Genomic DNA, 15,964 nt, shown 5'->3' with positions numbered 1-15,964 from the left:
GCCGCCGTTACCCAGGCGAGGTTGCTCGTAGCGGTCGGCGACTAAAGGGCCATCACCAAAGGTCAGCCGGTTTTCCACTATCGAGCATACGAATCGGCAGAAAGACAGCCGTCAACGTGCGGTCGCTGCAGAACTGCTGTGATCTGGGTCTGCTGGGTACGGATTGCTCTACTCGCTGCCGCCCATCACGGGCTGTTGTTGGTCATCGACGTTGGCTTTTTCGACCGTGTCGCTATCCAGACTCGCTGCGCCTCCTTGAATCCTTTCAGGGAGATCTCACCTCTCGGCTGGAACTCGAACTCCTTGCCAACCGCAAGCTGACGGACGCTGTCGGACACGATTACTTCCCCGGCTCTCCTGAGATTCCGGCACCACGCGGGTCGAATCTCACCACGCGGAAATACCTGGCGAGCTCAAGATAGAACGCCGCCATCGACGGAACAGTCCACTCCAATTCGGCATGGCTGAGACTTCTGTTATGGGCGAGGAGAAGGGGAGGGCCGGAGCCAATCTCCCAGAACCCGATGTCGACACCATCTTTTGAGGTGGTGAATCGCACGGTGGGTCGGGCGAGCGTCACGAACGAAGTCTACCGGGAATTCCTTTCGTCGGCTCGTGGGCGATCAGCAAGATCGGCCTATTCGGCCATGTCCATGATCAGAGATGATCCCTCCACCCCTATCCCTCCCCACCAGGGGCGATCACACGCGCTCGTACCCCTCACCAGAACCGGCTCTGTAAGCCATGAGGGGTGACGGAGACCAGTGGAGGAGTGAGCCCCGGGAGAGCCGATCTCGGTGTCCGCAGCGCCCGGCCTGACGGCGACCTCTGGACGGACCCGAAATCGGGTAGAAATCCCTGGTGGGCGAGGGGGGACTTGAACCCCCACGATCTTGCGATCGCAGGAACCTGAATCCGGTCACGCCCGTGCTAAGAGGTATCAGGCTGTAGTGAAAAGTCCGTGTTTACGGGCATTCTTGCCAGTTCGGGGTCCGGCTCGTATCAGGCTCTGTCGGCCCCTGTTAGCCCGTTGGGTTGCAGTTTGGCTGCAGTCGAAGTCGGTTCGAGCGCGCCCAGGACCGTCGGCCGTGGGACGAGCAACGTGTTCTGGCGAAGGTCGACCTCGAGTCACTCATCGCCGACGAGCACAGTGACACGAAGGCGAGCAGACTCCTCACGAAGAGTGGCGAGGATCACCTTCCAACACAACCCTGCACGGGCAGCACCCCGCTATTGACACATGGGTGGTTTGCCACCAGATACGGGTGTTGGTTCCGCGCCAGAATCTCAGGCGAGAAGAGACGGGACGCCGCTTGGAGATCTACGGATCAGAAGGTTGGGGGTTCGAGTCCTTCAGGGCGTGCCGTCGAAACCCTTGTGTGGCAAGGGATTCTGTCGGATTGGAGCTAGTGAACCTTCTGACGGTGAGTCATCCCGTGTCGCCGCGTCTCGATGACTCACCACTTGAGCCGCCCGGTTGGTGGATCAACTCTGTTTAGTGAGCGTGAGATCGGTTGTCATGACGACCGCCCCGTCAGCGTGCTCGATCACGCGGGCGACGATTCGATCGGGCCCTTCGAAGTCGACGGTGATCTCTTCTGTGATCTCGCCGAGTCCGTGCGTTCCCTTGTAGCGAACTTTGAGCTGATCATCACGGGTCCAATCTCCCAAGTGGTCCCTGATCGCGTACTTGTTGGCGCTGAACATGTGGATCTGTCCTCCGACAGTGTCGAATCTGATCAGCTCGCTCTCCTCGAAGGTATCCATTCCTTCGATATAGGTGTCCATGATCCCGGAGATGCCCCACCCGTCGATGGCTGGCTCGAATCTCCATCTTCCGAAGACTGCGGCCTGGGATTCTCTGTTTCGCAGTGTTCCCTCGACCCTCCATTGTCCGAGGAAGGCCGTCAGTCTTCTTGCCTCTTCCGGACGATGGTCGTTGGCAGCGGTCGTCACACGCCTCACTCTGCTTTCTGGGCGGTGTAGTACAGATTGAGGAAGTCGCCGTCGATCCGGTTGGTCTCGACTTTGGTGAAGCCTGCCTCGGCCAGTTTGCTTCGGGCCAACTGTTCGCCCCAGGCGGTACCGAGTCCTTCCCCTCCGTAGGCGAGGGAGACGGTGAGACAATGGAAGACCGAGAAGGCAAAGATAGAGGGGGCAAACAGGTTGCCCACATTGTCTTCGAGGTTCGTCGAGAAGTTGATGTCGCCCATGAGAAACACGCCGTTGGGGTTGAGTGCGTCTGCGATCGATCGGAGCGCCGCGGTCGGATTTGCTTGGTCATGGATCGTGTCGAAGGCGGTGATCAGGTCGTATCGGCCGGTGGTGCCGGCGGTGTCTTCGAGGTCGAAGCCCACGTTGGTGAGTTCCCAACTCTCTGCTTCCGCTATGGCGAGGTCGATACCTTCTTGGGAGATGTCGGTCCCCCGGAACGAACTCTCCGGGAACGCACGAGCCATGACGTTGATTGCGTGACCCGCTCCGGTTCCCACATCGAGGACACGGATCCCGTCGTCGAGTCGCTCCACCAATCCGGGGACCAGGGGGAGGATCCCTTCGACAAGCGCGGCGTCGTAGACGCGGGCGGTCTCCTCTCGTTGCAATGACTGGAATCGTTGGTACGACGTGTAGGGGACGCCACCGCCTTCGCGGAACACCCGGACGATCTCGTTCTCGATCTCGCCCATCATCGAGATGTACTGGGTGAAGAAGCCGATGTTGTCTGGCCCCGCGGCAGTGGTGGTAAAAGCAGCGTGTTCGGGAGGAAGTGCGTAGCGGCCTGTGTCAGGGTCGTAGTGGACGACCTCGGTGACCACCATGCCGCCGAGCCATTCTCGAACATAGCGCTCGTCAAGGGCGGCGGCGCGGGCGATCTCTTCGCTGGTTGACGGCGGAAGCTCGGCCATGGAATCGAACAGGCCCGTGCGGTGCCCAATGCTCGTGAGGAGTGACAGGGACGCTCCGTCCACGGCTTGCAGCAGTTTCTTGGCGAATGCTTCTGCTTCTGCCTGATCGAGTTCCATCTCCACTCCTGTCGTTGAAAGGGTTACGTCTCGGCTGGCTGCCTGGTCGCATCGCCGAACGTACGAGATATGGCCCGGTTCGGCATCGGTGCTGACACGCAGATCCGTAATTACCACACGCAAACTGGACTACGTGATCCCGTGGGTGTGGGCGTAGGCGGCGGCGGCAACACGACCGGATCGGCCGCAGACGCCAATCTTGGCGTAGATGTTGGAGACGTGTCGTTCAACCGTTCGTACCGAAACGAACAAATCCTCGGCCATCTCCGAATTCGACTTCCCGGCAGCCAGCAGACGGAGAATCTCCACCTCGCGGCTAGTTAGGTCTTCGAAACCGGCAGGAGGTTCCCGGAGACCTGAGAGAACATGAGCCGCTCGAGCAACATCAGCAGCAGCTCCCAAACGTGAAGCTCCCTCCCTCGCGACTTCGGCATCGCGACCTGCAGCTTCAGGATGGCCCATCAGGATCAAGGTTTCGGCCAGCTCGAGCCGAGTTCGGACCACCTCATGAGCCGCCCCGCCGGCGTCCAACAGTGCTATCGCTTCCTCAAAAGCCCGCCGGGCCCCGTCCAGCTCGCCCGAAGCCCGTGTCGCCACTCCGCTGGCGGCACGAGCGGCGCCCTCGACCGCATCTGTTGAGATGGCTGCGCCGATGTCGGCGAGCTCGCCGGCAGCCCTCATGGCCGGCTCCTGCTCGCCCAGGCTGGCTCGGGCTCGAACCAGGATCTCGAGGGCTTCGATGCGTTCCATCGGGTCATCCATCGACACGGCCAGGAGATACCGCTCCGCCATGTCGGCAGCAGCCTGGGGATCCCCGCGGTCGAGGTCGAGGGCAGCTCTCGCGGTCAGGACCAAATGCCGGACGCCGCTCCGATACGGCTCACGTTCAGCATGGCGTAGCAGTTCGTCTGCTTCCTCGAAGTTGCCCTGCCGTCGTTTCAGCGACGACAGCTGAACCAGGGCCATGGCTGCGGTCAGGGGACGATTCGTCGTGTCCTCCACAAGCGAAGCCAATTCATGTTCGGCTTCGACCCATTCGCCTCTCCAGATCAGAACGTTGGCGTACTGGGTCCGTGCGAATACGGCAAAATCCTCCCTCCCCATGTCGGTGGCGAGAGCCACCACGTGTCGTGCCCATTGCGCCACCCGCTCGAAGTCACGAACCCGCTCACAGGCCGTGATCAGGAAGCAGTAAGTCTGGACGGCCCCGTGCCGATGGAGTTCTCCGGCGACGGCCGCAGCCGTGGCCTCGTCAAGCAGCCGCATCCCCTCCCTCATATCCTCCTGGCTTACCCGAATCAGGCCCAACTGCGCTTTCGCCATGATCTCGACGCTCTCATCTCCGAGCCGTTGCGCCGGCGCCAACGCTGCTTCCGCCAAGCACCGTGCCTTAGGTGGGTCTTTGTCATATGCGAGCGCAAGGTAAGCCTCCATGCCCGCAAGGATCACCAAAGCCGGGTGGTCGGGTTCGGTCTTCAGCCTGTGACGAGCTCGCTGTAGCCATCCGGATGCGACCGCGGGCTCACCCCGGTAATCCAGGAACAGTTCGGCCAGCCAGACAGCGGCATTGGCGGCGTCGACGCTCGCTTCGCTCTCGACGTAGGCGCGGTAGGCACGTTGCATCGAGGTGATCGCAGCATCGATGTCATCCAACCAACGAGAGGCCGTCGCCGACCCTGCCAGCGCCTCGGCGCTCTCTGTCGTGCCCATCGCTTCCTCAAACGCCTGCCTAGCCTCCTCCCACCGGCCCTTCTCCAATAGCGTGTTGCCTCGGGTCACGAGATCCGCGGTCATGGCGAGAAGCCTACGAGGGAGGCGCCGAGGTTGCTCGGGACAGTGATCCCGTGACGACAACAGCCGGCGCGAGAGTGCCCTGGAGGGGCTGAGTGGGAACGGTTTTCCTCCTCCACCCTCCCATTGGAGTTGGGCTGAGTGTGCTGACTCCGAGGTCCGGGACGAACCACCGGCATGGCCTTACGATCTGGCAGGAGGGCCGGGACCAAGGCCCCGAAGCTATCGAAGCAGCGAACCAGCCCGCGAAAAGCGAGGAACAAGTCGTGCTGGCACCGCTCCCGGTATCGGTTGCGGGTGGCTCTCACGGGTCACAGCATGCAGCATGCGATAGGCAAGCTGCGAGGTGGGCGCGTTGCCGGAACGAACGAACAGTCACGACCCATTCAGCCAGCCACGGAACAGAGCGACCTCGACGGGACTTTCGCTTGGTTTCAGGCTTGAGCAGAGGAGTGAGCCGAGTCCGTAGGAGCAAAGGATCAGCACTTGGCCCATGCGACGGCGGTGGGAGCCAAGTTGGGAGCCATTCTCTGTGGACCCGACCGGACACCCATGGACGCCGGTGGACTCGACAGCCCATCGCTGCAGGCTCTGCGGACCCCTGTGGACACCCATGGACACCGCTTGGAGATCTATGGATCAGAAGGTTGGGGGCCGAACACACCGAACTCGCCGAGTCACCTCCGAGCGTGCCAATGAGACCCTGCTGAAGCGGGGGTCACAGGTCCACCTCCCCACCCTTACCGGCTGACCGTCTGGGCCAGGTTCGCCCCGAAGAGAGCCTTCAGGGTCGAACGTAGGGTAGAGGGATGCGACCGGCTCACCGGAGGAGTTCAGCGGCGAGAAGTGGCGCGGTGTTCGCGGCGATCTTCCTGGCGTCCTGCAGCAACGCCGGCAGCCCGGAAACAACCGATGCGGCGACGTCCGCAACCGGAAGACATGAGACACCGTCCACCACGGCCACGACCACCACCACGACGTCGAGCTCGCCGGCCGTCCATCTCGCGGCTCGGCCCATGATCTGGTTCGCGCCGCATCCCGCGGTAGACCTACCCGGGTTCGTCAAGGGGTCGGACGACTACTTCGACCTCTTCGCTGCCGGGTCGGACTGGTCGTCGGCCGCCGACCAGTTACACGCCTTCAAGATCTACGACCAGATCGGGCTGGCCCGGGAGCCAACCAACGAGGAGTTCCTGCGGGTGATCGACGGCCTCCGCGACCGGGGCATTCCGCTCGCCATGGAGTTGGGGGCGTTGCCCCCGCACCCCGGTTTCGGCCCGATCGGTGCCGCTGGCGAGTGCGGCGAAGGCATCGAAGGGTTCGCCGGCGTGGTGGCGGTGCAGACCGTGCAGCGGATCGCGGATCTCGGAGGCTCGGTTGCCCTGGTCGCCTTCGACGAGCCGCTGGCCCACGGCCACTTCTACGAGGGCGAGAACGCCTGCTCCTGGTCGGTGGAGCGTGTCGCCGCGGAAGTCGCCGCCTTCGTGGCAATGCTCCGAGAAGTGGAGCCCGGAATCGTGGTCGGCGACATCGAGCCGGCGTGGGTGGGGCCGGAGATCAACGCCGACGATATCGCGGTGTGGTTGGACGCATACGAGGCGGCGGCCGGGGAGTCGTTGGGGTTCTTCCACCTCGACGTCGACTGGACCCGACCCGGCTGGCCCGAGGTGGCACGTGAGATCGAGGACGTGGTTCGGTCACGCAATGTCCCGTTCGGCATCATCTACAACGGCGGTGACGACACCGGTTCGGACGCCGAGTGGGTTCAGCTCAGCGCCGAGCGTGCGCACACCTATGAGCAGGAGTGGGGCGGCCTCCCCGATCACGTTGTCCTCCAGTCGTGGCAATTCCATCCGCAGCGGGTCTTGCCTGAAGACGATCCGGCCACCTTCACCGGCCTCATCGGCCGCTACCTGGGGCGCAGGACCGCCGTTGAGGCCGAGGTCGGCGAGGGCACGGTGAACGGCCGAGTGGTCACCATCCAGGGCGACCCAGTTCCGATGGCCTCCGTCTCCGTGACGGCACAACCCCTCGACGGAGCCCGCCAGATGTTGGTCATCGAAGGCGTGGTGCCGGAGGGTGCCGAGCTTGGCGAGGTGGGGATCCGCATCAACACCGAGGGGGCAGGACCGGGCCCCGCCGACCTGCGGATCTACCAGGTCGGCTACACGGAAGCCGATGAGCCGGGCAACCGGGTGTCAGATCCCGACTTCGGGTACCTCGCTCAGTTCGATATCGACGGTGTCGACGTCGTCGCCAGCGACACCGGTGACGGCACGATGTTGAGGCTGGCAGCCGACCCGGACGCAGAGATCAACCTCGGCAGCGAGCGCTTTGCTGTGAATCCCGGTGCCCAGTACCGGTTCATTGTCGAAGCCGCCGTCCCCGAGGGATCCGCGGGCGCCGGTTATGCCGGCGTCGTCTTCCTTGCCGGCGCAGAGCTGGAGCGCCACACCGTCCCGCTAGCGCCAGTAGCCGAGACGGTCGGCACGGTCACGGCCGACGAGGAGGGGCGCTTTCGGGTCGCGGTATCCGACCTGGCGCCGGGCCGTCACCGCATTGTCGCCTCCTACTCCGGTGACCTCAGATCGTGGCCCTCCACCACGAACCTCGTGCTGACACGATGACTCCGGATCGCACCAGCCTCACATGTTCGACACCTGATGGACACCAGGGCGCATGGCCAGCATGTGCGCGATGGAGATGCTGCGTGCATCCAGTTCTCGTCCGCTAATCCAGCTGAGCATGCCCAGACCTGCCCAACCCATTCCGGCGGCGATGATCAGGGCGCCGAAAAGTGCGGTGATCCGGGGTACGTCGTCGGGTCCGACAGGGACTCCGTTGGCGTAGAGGACGGCACCGAAGAACCAAAGGACTCCTGCTCACCGGGGCAGGACACCGGCATGCCACGTGACGATGGCGAGGATCAAGCGCCCGGTGAGCCAGAGAACACCCCCGATCGGTCCCAGCGTGGGCTCGGGGATGGCTGCGGTCCAACCGCCGATCACGTACCCGATGAAGATGGCCACACCGAAGAACGTCAACAGGAAGCCGACCAGACCCCAGACCCCGACCCGACCCGCTTGGACCAGGTAGATGTTGACGAGACCCAACAGCATGAGGATGTGAGCCGGGACCGCGAGCCATCGGGACACCTCCACGCCACCCAGCATCGGCTCGCCCAGGAACATCTCCGACGCCCACGCCATGAGGAACAGGCCGGCGCCGAGAACGGTGAGGGCACCACCGACCGCCTGCAGCGCGTTCGAGCTCACCGGACGGAGCCCTCACCTGTCGACCCTCGAGCTGCTGTGGCAAGCGCGCCAGCGGCGATCACTCCGGCCCCGATGTATGTGCCTCCAAGTACACCATCGCCGCTTGACAGGGAGACCGCCGCCGCACTCAACAGGGTCGCTGGGAAGAGCCAGAGGGCCTTGGCCGCCCACGGGTCGCGTCGTAGCGGTCCCGACACGGCTGCCGCCCACCGGATGTTGCGGCTAGCTGGGCATCACGCCCGACAAGAGGTTGGAGCCGGAGGGTCGGCTTCGGCTGCCGGTGACCACCCGGGAACCTGCTGTCCTCGGCGCGCCGCGGCCGGCGCAGGTTAGAGTCGCGGGGCGAATACGGCCTCGCCGACAGTGATTTCCCAACATGAACCGGGGATGCGAGTGGCTGTCACCCTGCAACACGAGACGGCGATCGCCGCCGAGCCCGAGGCGGTATGGGAGGCGCTGGTCGACGTCGATCGCTGGCCGGAGTGGAACCCGACCCTGTCCTGGGCCGACAAGCCGCTCGTGGAGGGCGATTGGGTCAAGATGGTGCTGCATCTGGGGAAGCGCCGGATGAACATGCACCAGCTCATGGTGACCGTCGACCCGCCGCGCATACTGGCTTGGCGGTCGCGCAACCTGCTGCCCGGGCTGATGGACGTCGATCGCGTCTTCAGAATCGAGATGAAGGCCGATGCAGGCGTCGTGCTCGTGCAGACCGAGACGGCCCATGGCCTGGCACCGGTGGTGATGCCGTTCCTGAGGAGGAAGATCGTCGACGGCTACGTTGCGTTGGGCGAGGCGCTCCGCCGACGGCTGGAGCAACCGTCTGCACCCGGAGCCGTGGGCAGCGGCCCGGACCCATGACCGACATGAAGCCGGCGGGCAAGACCGCGTGGCGCAGAGCCATCAACCAGCACGAGACGTTCGTCCACGACTCGATCGACTCCCTCTTCTACGACTGGGACCGGATTGGCGACCCGGGCGGTCCTCCCCGCTCGCCGCTCAAGTTCTACGTACCCCGGACCACCGACGACGTGGTGAGGTGCGTCCGCGAGTGCGTCCAGTTGGGCCAGGTCCTCACGGTGCGCAGCAAGGGTCACTCCAGCAACGACCTGGTCACTCCCGAGAGCGGTGCCGTGCTGCTCACCGAGAAGCTCTACGGGGTGCTCGAGGTGGACCAGCAGGCGATGACGGCGACCGTCTATGCGGGCACCCCGTCGGCCGACGTCGACGAGCACCTCGCCCCGTTCGGCCTGGGGTTGCCCGTCATCGGCGACCACGCCCATATCACCGTTGGGGGTTTCGCCTCGGTGGGTGGCATCACCCCGTCCTCGTTCCGATACGGGCTCTTCGCCGACACGGTGCAGCGCCTCGAGTACGTCGACTGGTCCGGCGGCGTCCACACCGTCGACCGGGGCGACGGTGCCGACGAGCTTCATCGTCTCCTCCTCGGCCTGGGCCGCCATGGTGTGATCACCAAGGTGACCGTCACCATCATGAGGATCGACAAACACTCGACGTATTGGCGCAACGACGACACCCGCTATGACGACCTGGACTCGTTCATCGTCGCCTCACGCGACCTCTGCGCCGCTCCGCCCGACGACGCCAGGTTCATGAGAGGGATGTGGGTCGACTTCCCGAGGGGGTCGGGCAAGAGCCTCGAGCTGGGGACGTTCTCGGTCTATCGCGACGCCGACCCCTCGCCGGCCCGGCGTTCGATCGAGTCCGTCGCCTACGGGAGCCTCCATCGCCTCGGTTGGCTGGCGGGGCGGCTGCCCCGGCGGGTCGACGAGCTCGTCAAGATGGCGGGCATGGCCGGCGTGGTGAGGGCTCCGAAGTACGCCACCGTGAAGAACGCCGAGTTGTTCACCGAGAAGATCCTGGATGCTACCGTCGGCGACCCGCAGCGGTTCCTGGTCGTGCTCGCGCCCATGCAGGTGTACGAGGAGATGGTCCGGCGGATGTGGGATGTCGTCACCGACTACCGGGAGCGCTACCGGTGCTTCACGTTCATCACCCTCTACGTCAAAGGCATCACATCGGCGTACCTCGCGCAGGGTGATCCCGAGCGGGAGCACTGGGCGGAGTTGCTCTTCTACGTCGGAGTCGACCCCGACCTGCTCACCGAGTCCCTGCTGCGCCAGATCGTCGGCGACCTCGACCAGGCCTGCATCGAGACCGGCTCGTACCGCTACATGCACACCCGCACCGGCCGTGATCCCGAGCGGTTGGCGAAGATCGACCCCAATGCCCCCTACAACGGGGGACGCTCGGTACATCCGGCCGACCGCACCAGGAGTGACGCCGATGCGTGAGATCCCGATGTACACCCTGGAGGGCGTGAAGGACGCCGACGTCACCACCCACTGGTTCCAAACCGAGGACGGGCTGGGCCTCTCCTTCCTACGCTTCAACCGCGGGCCGGCGGACGAAGCCGTGGTCATCATCCACGGGCTGACTACCTCGACCGACATGTTCATCATGCCCGAGCACGAGAACCTGGTCACCCACCTGCTCGACCGGGGTTACAACGACGTGTGGTGCCTCGACAACCGCATGAGCAACCGCCACTCGTACAACCTGTTCAAGCACCGTTGGACGCTCGACGACGTGGCCCTCTACGACTATCCGCCGGCTCTGGCGACGGTGCGCGACCACGTCGGCGACCGTCCGATTCACGTGATCAGCCACTGCCTCGGTGCGACGTCGTTCTCCATGAGCCTGTTCGCCGGATTGGTCGACGTCACCAGCCTCGTCGTCAACAGCGTCTCGATCACCCCGCGGGTGCCGACGTGGTCGCGCCTCAAGCTCACCTTCGCCCCGGCCATGGTCGACCACGTGCTCGGCTTCCCCTACCTCAACCCTCGCTGGAGCGAGGATCCCGGGTTCACCCGGGGAGAGCTGTTCTCCCGAGTCGTGTCCTTCTTCCACCGTGAATGCGACGTCCCCGCCTGCCACATGCTGTCGATGATGTGGGGCACTGGCTGGCCGGCGCTCTATCACCACGAGAACCTGGCTGACGTGACCCATCGCCGCGGCGCCGATCTCTACGGCGCCACCTCCATGAACTACTACCGCCACGTCGGCAAGATGCTGAGGGCCGGTCAGGCCGTGAAGTATGCGGTGGGCGATCCGACCTACGACCGGCTCCCCAACAACTACTTCCGCGACGCTCCGGACGTCACCACCCCGATCCTCTTCATGACCGGTGACGAGAACCGGGTGTTCAGCGACTCCAACGTCGTCGCCTTCGAGCGGCTCGACCGCATCGTCCCCGGGCTCCACGAGCTTTCCGTGATCCCGGGCTACGGTCATCAGGATCCGTTCATGGGCAAGAACGTGGCGCACGACATCTTTCCACTCATCATCGAGTTCCTCGACCGTCACAGGGACGGGAGCGTGCGCCGGTCGGTCAGGGGGCCGGTTACCGCCTGAGCGGCTCCAGCCGGATCGGCGGCTCGATCAGCTTGGGGTCGGGAGGATCGGTCTTGGGGACGAACCACGGGGCGTGGTCGTCGCCGTCGGGGGCGAACTGCCAGCGAACCACCTTCTGGATCCGTACCGGGTGGAGGGTGAGGCTGCCGTCGGTGGCGATGTGCATCCGGACGAAGTTGTTGTAGCCCTCGATGTGCTGGGCGGCGAACACCTCGTTGATGTTGCAGCGGAAGTGGTCGGCCACGAGGAGGTAGATGGCCACGAGCCACGAGCCGAGCAACCCGCCGACGGTCCCGAGGACGAGGGTCACGCCGAGGAGGAGCAGGCCGTCTCCGAGGTCGGCGAACAGTCGTGCCGCTGCCAGGATCGTCGCCAAGACGAGCATGAGATGGGCGACGCCGTGCCCGGCGCCGAAGGCCCAGCGCTTCACCTGCTGGGGTGACTGGTTGAAGGCGGCGAGGCCGGCGATGAGGCCGATCGCCATCACGAAGCCGACCGGGCGGGCGAAGAGCCCGCTCACCAGTGAGCTCCAGTGCACGCTGCGCAGCAGGTCGGCGAAGCCTTCGGCGCCGACCCGGAGGCCGAGGATGACGCTCCAGCCGACGATCAGGTAGGTGAGGGCGACGAGACCCCAGAACGATCCGTTCTGGAACGGCAGGCGCAGAACCCCGATGCGGAGACGCCGCGACGTCGCCTTGGCGGGATACGCCTTGGCGAGCTTGTACTTGGTGGGCGCCGACTTCTCCATGTCGGTCGAATCCGGGGGAGGGACCTCGATCGACTCGGGGAGCTGGTGGGTGGCGGCCAGGTAGGCGCCCCCGCCACCCGACGTGATCCGCTGTGAATCCCCTTCGGCGGCCGCGTACCGGGCGTAGTGGTGCTTGTCGCCGGCGATCACGAGCCGAATGGCGGCACCCCGGGGCTTCACGATCTCGCGTTCGAGGAGGTCGATGTTCTCGTACGCGTCGGGCTCGCCGGTGTTGGCGTCGACCCAGCTCGGTGTCGCCGCACACACAATGACCGAGTCGCCCGGCTGCAGTTGGCTCCCCACCCTCTCGCGGAAGTACAGGAGCTGCGACGGGTCGAGGTACGACTCGAACTGGATGTCGATGCCGCACAACCACCATCGATGGGGCAGCTGGAGCGCGAAATAGCTGCGTCGCTGGCGCGTTTGCCACCCGCCGATGGCTTCCCCTTGGCAGAACACCCGGAGGAACGCGGTCAGCCCGTCGTACCAGTCGTGGTTGCCGGGGATGGCGAAGAGGTCGGGCGCCCGCCCGTTGACGGCAGGTAGCGCTGCCCGGTAGGGCCCGATCAGGCGGTTGCGGTAGTTGCGATAGTCGGCGCTCGGATACACCTGGTCGCCACCCATCACGAGCACGTCGCCGCGCCGCGTCCGATACGAGGGTCCCTCGGGCGAGGCGAGGTCGATCTCGGGCGAGGCGAGCACCGAGGCCACCGTAATCGTGGCGTCGAATCCGTCGGCGACGTCGGCGACGTAGTCGATCCAGAGATCCTCGCGACTCGAGTAGTCGAGCGCGTCGCCGAGCGGCCAGACACCTTGCAGCTCCCGCTTGTCGGCATAGGCCCCGAAGACCGACGAGAGCATCACACGCAGCGCCGCGCTCAGCAGCTCCCCGGGCGACAGCCACTCGACCATCGGCTGGGGTACGAAGCCCAGGTCGCTGGGACGATCGGATGCGGGGCGGCGAGGAGCCGTCACGACGTCCCCCGGTCGTCCGCCCCCTCCATCGGTGGCCCGTAGACGTCCCACAGCTCTCCGAGGAAGAGACGCCCGAACGCCGTGAGCGCTCCCATCCTGGCTCCGGCGCCGGGACCGGACACGCGGAACGTGGTGAGCTGCTGGGCGAAGTCGAGCAAGTGGATCCTCAGTACGCCCGTCGCCACCACCTCGGCGTCGTCGTCGTCCTCGGGGCGGATGCGGCCTTGCAGGACCTTCACGTAGAGCGTCGAGGTGTCCGACCAAGTGTCGAAGCCGGGGTCGTCGCGCACTGTCTTGAATCCCGTGAGGGTCAGGGGGTTGCCGACGCTGTCTGCGAACCACAGGCGATACAGCATCCGGCTCACGCCGGGGTCGGCGGCGTCGACGAACAGGTTGAACACGCCGGACTCGATTGACAATCGGCCTCCCAGCATCTCGCACTGCACCCACCCGGAGGCGCTTCCCTCGTGCTCGGCCTCGGCGACGAATCGTTCGACGTCGACGAGCTCGATGGTGAGGCGGAACATGAGGAAGTTGTCGTCGTCCTCGCCGCGGCGGGCCCCTTCCTCGAAGGGGAGGTCGCCGAGCGACACGTGTCCCTTCATCTCCTCGGTGAACGAGAGCGTCGTGGTCTCGGTGTTGGTCGGTGCCTGGTCGGACTCGATGGCCGTCACCCTAGGCGGAGCCGGTTCGGTTGCCACGGTATGGCGGTGTGGCGGAGCGGCTCGCTCGTCGGTCTCGAGGATCCGTTCGGCGGCCCGGTCGGCGAAGGCGGCGATCGTGAGCGACGGGTTCGCCCCGACCGGCCCCGGCATGGCCGCACCGTCCACCACGTGGAGCCCGGGATACGCGAACGACTGGCCGTACTCGTCGACGACGCCCTCGCCAACGTGGCGACCCATCGGAGCACCTCCGACTGGATGAACGGTGATGACGCGCTTGAATCGCCACAGCAGGTTGTCGCGGTGCTCGGCTCCGAGCGCACCCGCGATGTCCCGCATCGTGGCGCGCATCCGCTCGAAGAACTCGCGAGAGGTCTCCATGTCCCAGTCGACCTGGAGGTGGCCGCGCCGCATCGAGAGCCGCCCGTCGGGGATGTCGCGGCCCATGCCGAGAAGCGGCATCGAGGTCGAAGACAGCGCGGCGTCGCCGATCACCTGGGTGATCTCGGCGGAGAGATCGCTGTCGGGATCGCGGCCGAGTCGCGCCTTGACCCTCCGCCAGCCGAAGCCGGCCAGCCGGCGCAGGGTGGACGGCGTGGTCTGCGTCTCGAGGATCCATTCCACGAAGGTCGGGAATCCGGCGTCCTCGACGTAGTAACCCCGTCCATCGCCGCCGTCGACCGCGTCGGGTACCCGAATGGCCGAGGTGATGACGGGGCCGCGGGCGGCATCGAGGATGCGGGGCGTCCTGCCATCCTTGGCACGCATGGCCAGCGTAAGGAGGTCGCCGTTGCCGGAGAACCGGGTGCCGAGAGCCTCCCCGAGCGCCGGGAAGTTGCTCCGGTTGCGCAGCAGCAGGTATGGCGTGGCGACGGCGCCTGCAGCCAAGATCAGGCGGTCTGCTGTCAACGCGACGTGCGGCAGCTTCGACACGTTGGTCTTGCGGCCCTCGTGCTCGGGACCGAACGCCACGTACTCGATGTCGTAGCCGCGTTCGTCACGGGGCCGGATCCGTCTGACCTCGCTGCGGGTCCGGATATCCGCTCCGGCGGTGGCAGCCGACGACAGGTAGGTGTGGTCGAGGGTGTTCTTCGCTCCATCGTTGCAGCCGATGTCGCACTCGCCGCAGAGGCGGCAGGTGCGGCGGGACATCCCGTGGAGGTTGGGGTAGTCGAGGTCGGCGACGGCGACACCGGGGCGGGCGACGCCGTCTGCCGGCGCGAAGCTCACGGCCAGGTTGGGCAGGTGCACCTCCATGCCCAGCCGTTCGGCGGCAATCCGCATCGCGACCGTCTTGGGGGCGTCCCGGTACGGGAACGGCGTGGCTCCCAGCATCTGCTCCACGCGGTCGTAGTGGGGCTCGAGGTCGTCGCGGCCGATCGGCCAGTGCTCGAAGCCGCTCCCGAAGGGGTCTTCCTTCACGAACCAGCGCTCGTCTTTGCGGATCAGCACGTTGGCGTAGATGAGGGAGCCTCCTCCGAGCCCGCTCGACACCAGCGCTTCCACGTCCCTGAACGACCACAGGTGAAACATGCCGTGGAGCCCGGCCGCGGGATCCCAGAAGTTGGCCCCCATGTCGCGTGGTGTTCTCGGGAACGATCCAGGGGGATAGGCCTTCCCCCGTTCCAGCACGCAGACCCGCTTGCCGCCGCGAGCGAGGCGCTCCGCCGCGACGGATCCGCCGAATCCGGATCCGACCACGACGATGTCGAAGTGCTCTGCCGCCATACGCCGCTCCTCTGTCACCACCGAGCCGGGGTGGCCCGTTCGTCGAAAACTCGGTGACGGTGTGGGGACCCGGCGGTGGAGATCGTACCGGTCGCCCTGCCGCCGCGACGGCCCGGGAGACCTTTGTCGACTCCGTGGGTCGCCTGCCGGACGGCTTCCGCCTCGACCCCATACACGCCGGTCCATCGGTGCGTCTGTTCCGGTGTGATGCTCGACCAGGAGCGGGCACCCGGGGGCCAACGAGTCGGGCCGCGCTCCCGGCTGCGCGAGCGGATGGCGGTGACGATCCGGTCGTCGCCTCAGGCCTCGGTGCCCGGGGCCGTAGAC

Annotated in this window: 11 protein-coding genes; 4 read left to right on the top strand and 7 right to left on the bottom strand. The window is 65.6% G+C overall.

The window, feature by feature from the left end; translation table 11 throughout:
- Positions 1 to 1,485 precede the first annotated feature (1,485 nt).
- The 4 genes from VGC47_09150 to VGC47_09135 form a co-directional block, all read right to left on the bottom strand.
- On the bottom strand, positions 1,486 to 1,956 hold the full coding sequence (locus VGC47_09150) for a hypothetical protein (protein HEX9855468.1): 471 nt from the start codon (positions 1,954 to 1,956) through the stop codon (positions 1,486 to 1,488).
- 5 nt (positions 1,957 to 1,961) lie between these two features.
- Positions 1,962 to 3,023 carry a class I SAM-dependent methyltransferase gene (locus VGC47_09145; protein HEX9855467.1) on the bottom strand — a complete coding sequence of 354 codons (1,062 nt, stop codon included), beginning with the start codon at positions 3,021 to 3,023 and terminating at the stop codon, positions 1,962 to 1,964.
- A gap of 129 nt (positions 3,024 to 3,152) precedes the next feature.
- On the bottom strand, positions 3,153 to 4,817 hold the full coding sequence (locus tag VGC47_09140; GenBank protein ID HEX9855466.1) for a LuxR C-terminal-related transcriptional regulator: 1,665 nt from the start codon (positions 4,815 to 4,817) through the stop codon (positions 3,153 to 3,155).
- Between the two features lie 817 nt (positions 4,818 to 5,634).
- Positions 5,635 to 5,832 (bottom strand): hypothetical protein, encoded by a 198-nt coding sequence (locus VGC47_09135; protein ID HEX9855465.1) that lies wholly within the window; start codon positions 5,830 to 5,832, stop codon positions 5,635 to 5,637.
- Here VGC47_09135 and VGC47_09130 point away from each other — a divergent pair.
- Positions 5,831 to 7,441 carry an Ig-like domain-containing protein gene (locus VGC47_09130; protein ID HEX9855464.1) on the top strand — a complete coding sequence of 537 codons (1,611 nt, stop codon included), beginning with the start codon at positions 5,831 to 5,833 and terminating at the stop codon, positions 7,439 to 7,441. The two genes, VGC47_09135 and VGC47_09130, sit on opposite strands and share 2 nt — an antisense overlap.
- Before the next feature lie 255 nt (positions 7,442 to 7,696).
- Here VGC47_09130 and VGC47_09125 read toward each other — a convergent pair whose 3' ends face one another.
- Positions 7,697 to 8,089: a hypothetical protein gene (locus VGC47_09125; GenBank protein HEX9855463.1), complete on the bottom strand. Its 393-nt coding sequence runs from the start codon at positions 8,087 to 8,089 to the stop codon at positions 7,697 to 7,699.
- Positions 8,090 to 8,482: 393 nt separating this feature from the next.
- On the opposite strand from VGC47_09125, the gene VGC47_09120 reads away from it, so the two are divergent.
- From VGC47_09120 to VGC47_09110, 3 genes are read left to right on the top strand one after another with little or no spacing between them, the layout of a single operon-like run.
- On the top strand, positions 8,483 to 8,950 hold the full coding sequence (locus VGC47_09120; protein HEX9855462.1) for an SRPBCC domain-containing protein: 468 nt from the start codon (positions 8,483 to 8,485) through the stop codon (positions 8,948 to 8,950).
- The gene (locus tag VGC47_09115; GenBank protein HEX9855461.1) at positions 8,947 to 10,404 is read left to right on the top strand and encodes an FAD-dependent oxidoreductase; all 1,458 of its coding nucleotides are present in this window, start codon (positions 8,947 to 8,949) and stop codon (positions 10,402 to 10,404) included. The genes VGC47_09120 and VGC47_09115 overlap by 4 nt, the downstream gene beginning before the upstream one ends.
- Positions 10,397 to 11,524, top strand: a complete 1,128-nt coding sequence (locus VGC47_09110) for an alpha/beta fold hydrolase (GenBank protein ID HEX9855460.1) — start codon at positions 10,397 to 10,399, stop codon at positions 11,522 to 11,524. The genes VGC47_09115 and VGC47_09110 overlap by 8 nt, the downstream gene beginning before the upstream one ends.
- Here VGC47_09110 and VGC47_09105 read toward each other — a convergent pair.
- The gene (locus VGC47_09105) at positions 11,514 to 13,247 is read right to left on the bottom strand and encodes a metallophosphoesterase (GenBank protein HEX9855459.1); all 1,734 of its coding nucleotides are present in this window, start codon (positions 13,245 to 13,247) and stop codon (positions 11,514 to 11,516) included. The two genes, VGC47_09110 and VGC47_09105, sit on opposite strands and share 11 nt — an antisense overlap.
- Positions 13,244 to 15,637: a GMC family oxidoreductase gene (locus tag VGC47_09100; protein ID HEX9855458.1), complete on the bottom strand. Its 2,394-nt coding sequence runs from the start codon at positions 15,635 to 15,637 to the stop codon at positions 13,244 to 13,246. The genes VGC47_09105 and VGC47_09100 overlap by 4 nt, the downstream gene beginning before the upstream one ends.
- Between the last annotated feature and the right edge of the window lie 327 nt (positions 15,638 to 15,964).

The organism is Acidimicrobiia bacterium (assembly GCA_036396535.1).
GTDB lineage: Bacteria > Actinomycetota > Acidimicrobiia > Spongiisociales > UBA5794 > DASWKR01.
The sequence above is the reverse complement of the archived record's forward strand: the minus strand, read 5'-3'. Positions and strand labels throughout refer to the sequence as shown.

What these genes read in the sequence shown, in the direction of transcription:
- VGC47_09145 (HEX9855467.1), bottom strand. Translation starts at nt 3,023, where the DNA reads ATGGAACTCGATCAGGCAGAAGCAGAAGCATTCGCCAAGAAACTGCTG.
- VGC47_09140 (HEX9855466.1), bottom strand. Translation starts at nt 4,817, where the DNA reads ATGACCGCGGATCTCGTGACCCGAGGCAACACGCTATTGGAGAAGGGC.
- VGC47_09130 (HEX9855464.1), top strand. Translation starts at nt 5,831, where the DNA reads ATGATCTGGTTCGCGCCGCATCCCGCGGTAGACCTACCCGGGTTCGTC.
- VGC47_09135 (HEX9855465.1), bottom strand. Translation starts at nt 5,832, where the DNA reads ATGGGCCGAGCCGCGAGATGGACGGCCGGCGAGCTCGACGTCGTGGTG.
- VGC47_09115 (HEX9855461.1), top strand. Translation starts at nt 8,947, where the DNA reads ATGACCGACATGAAGCCGGCGGGCAAGACCGCGTGGCGCAGAGCCATC.
- VGC47_09110 (HEX9855460.1), top strand. Translation starts at nt 10,397, where the DNA reads ATGCGTGAGATCCCGATGTACACCCTGGAGGGCGTGAAGGACGCCGAC.
- VGC47_09100 (HEX9855458.1), bottom strand. Translation starts at nt 15,637, where the DNA reads ATGGCGGCAGAGCACTTCGACATCGTCGTGGTCGGATCCGGATTCGGC.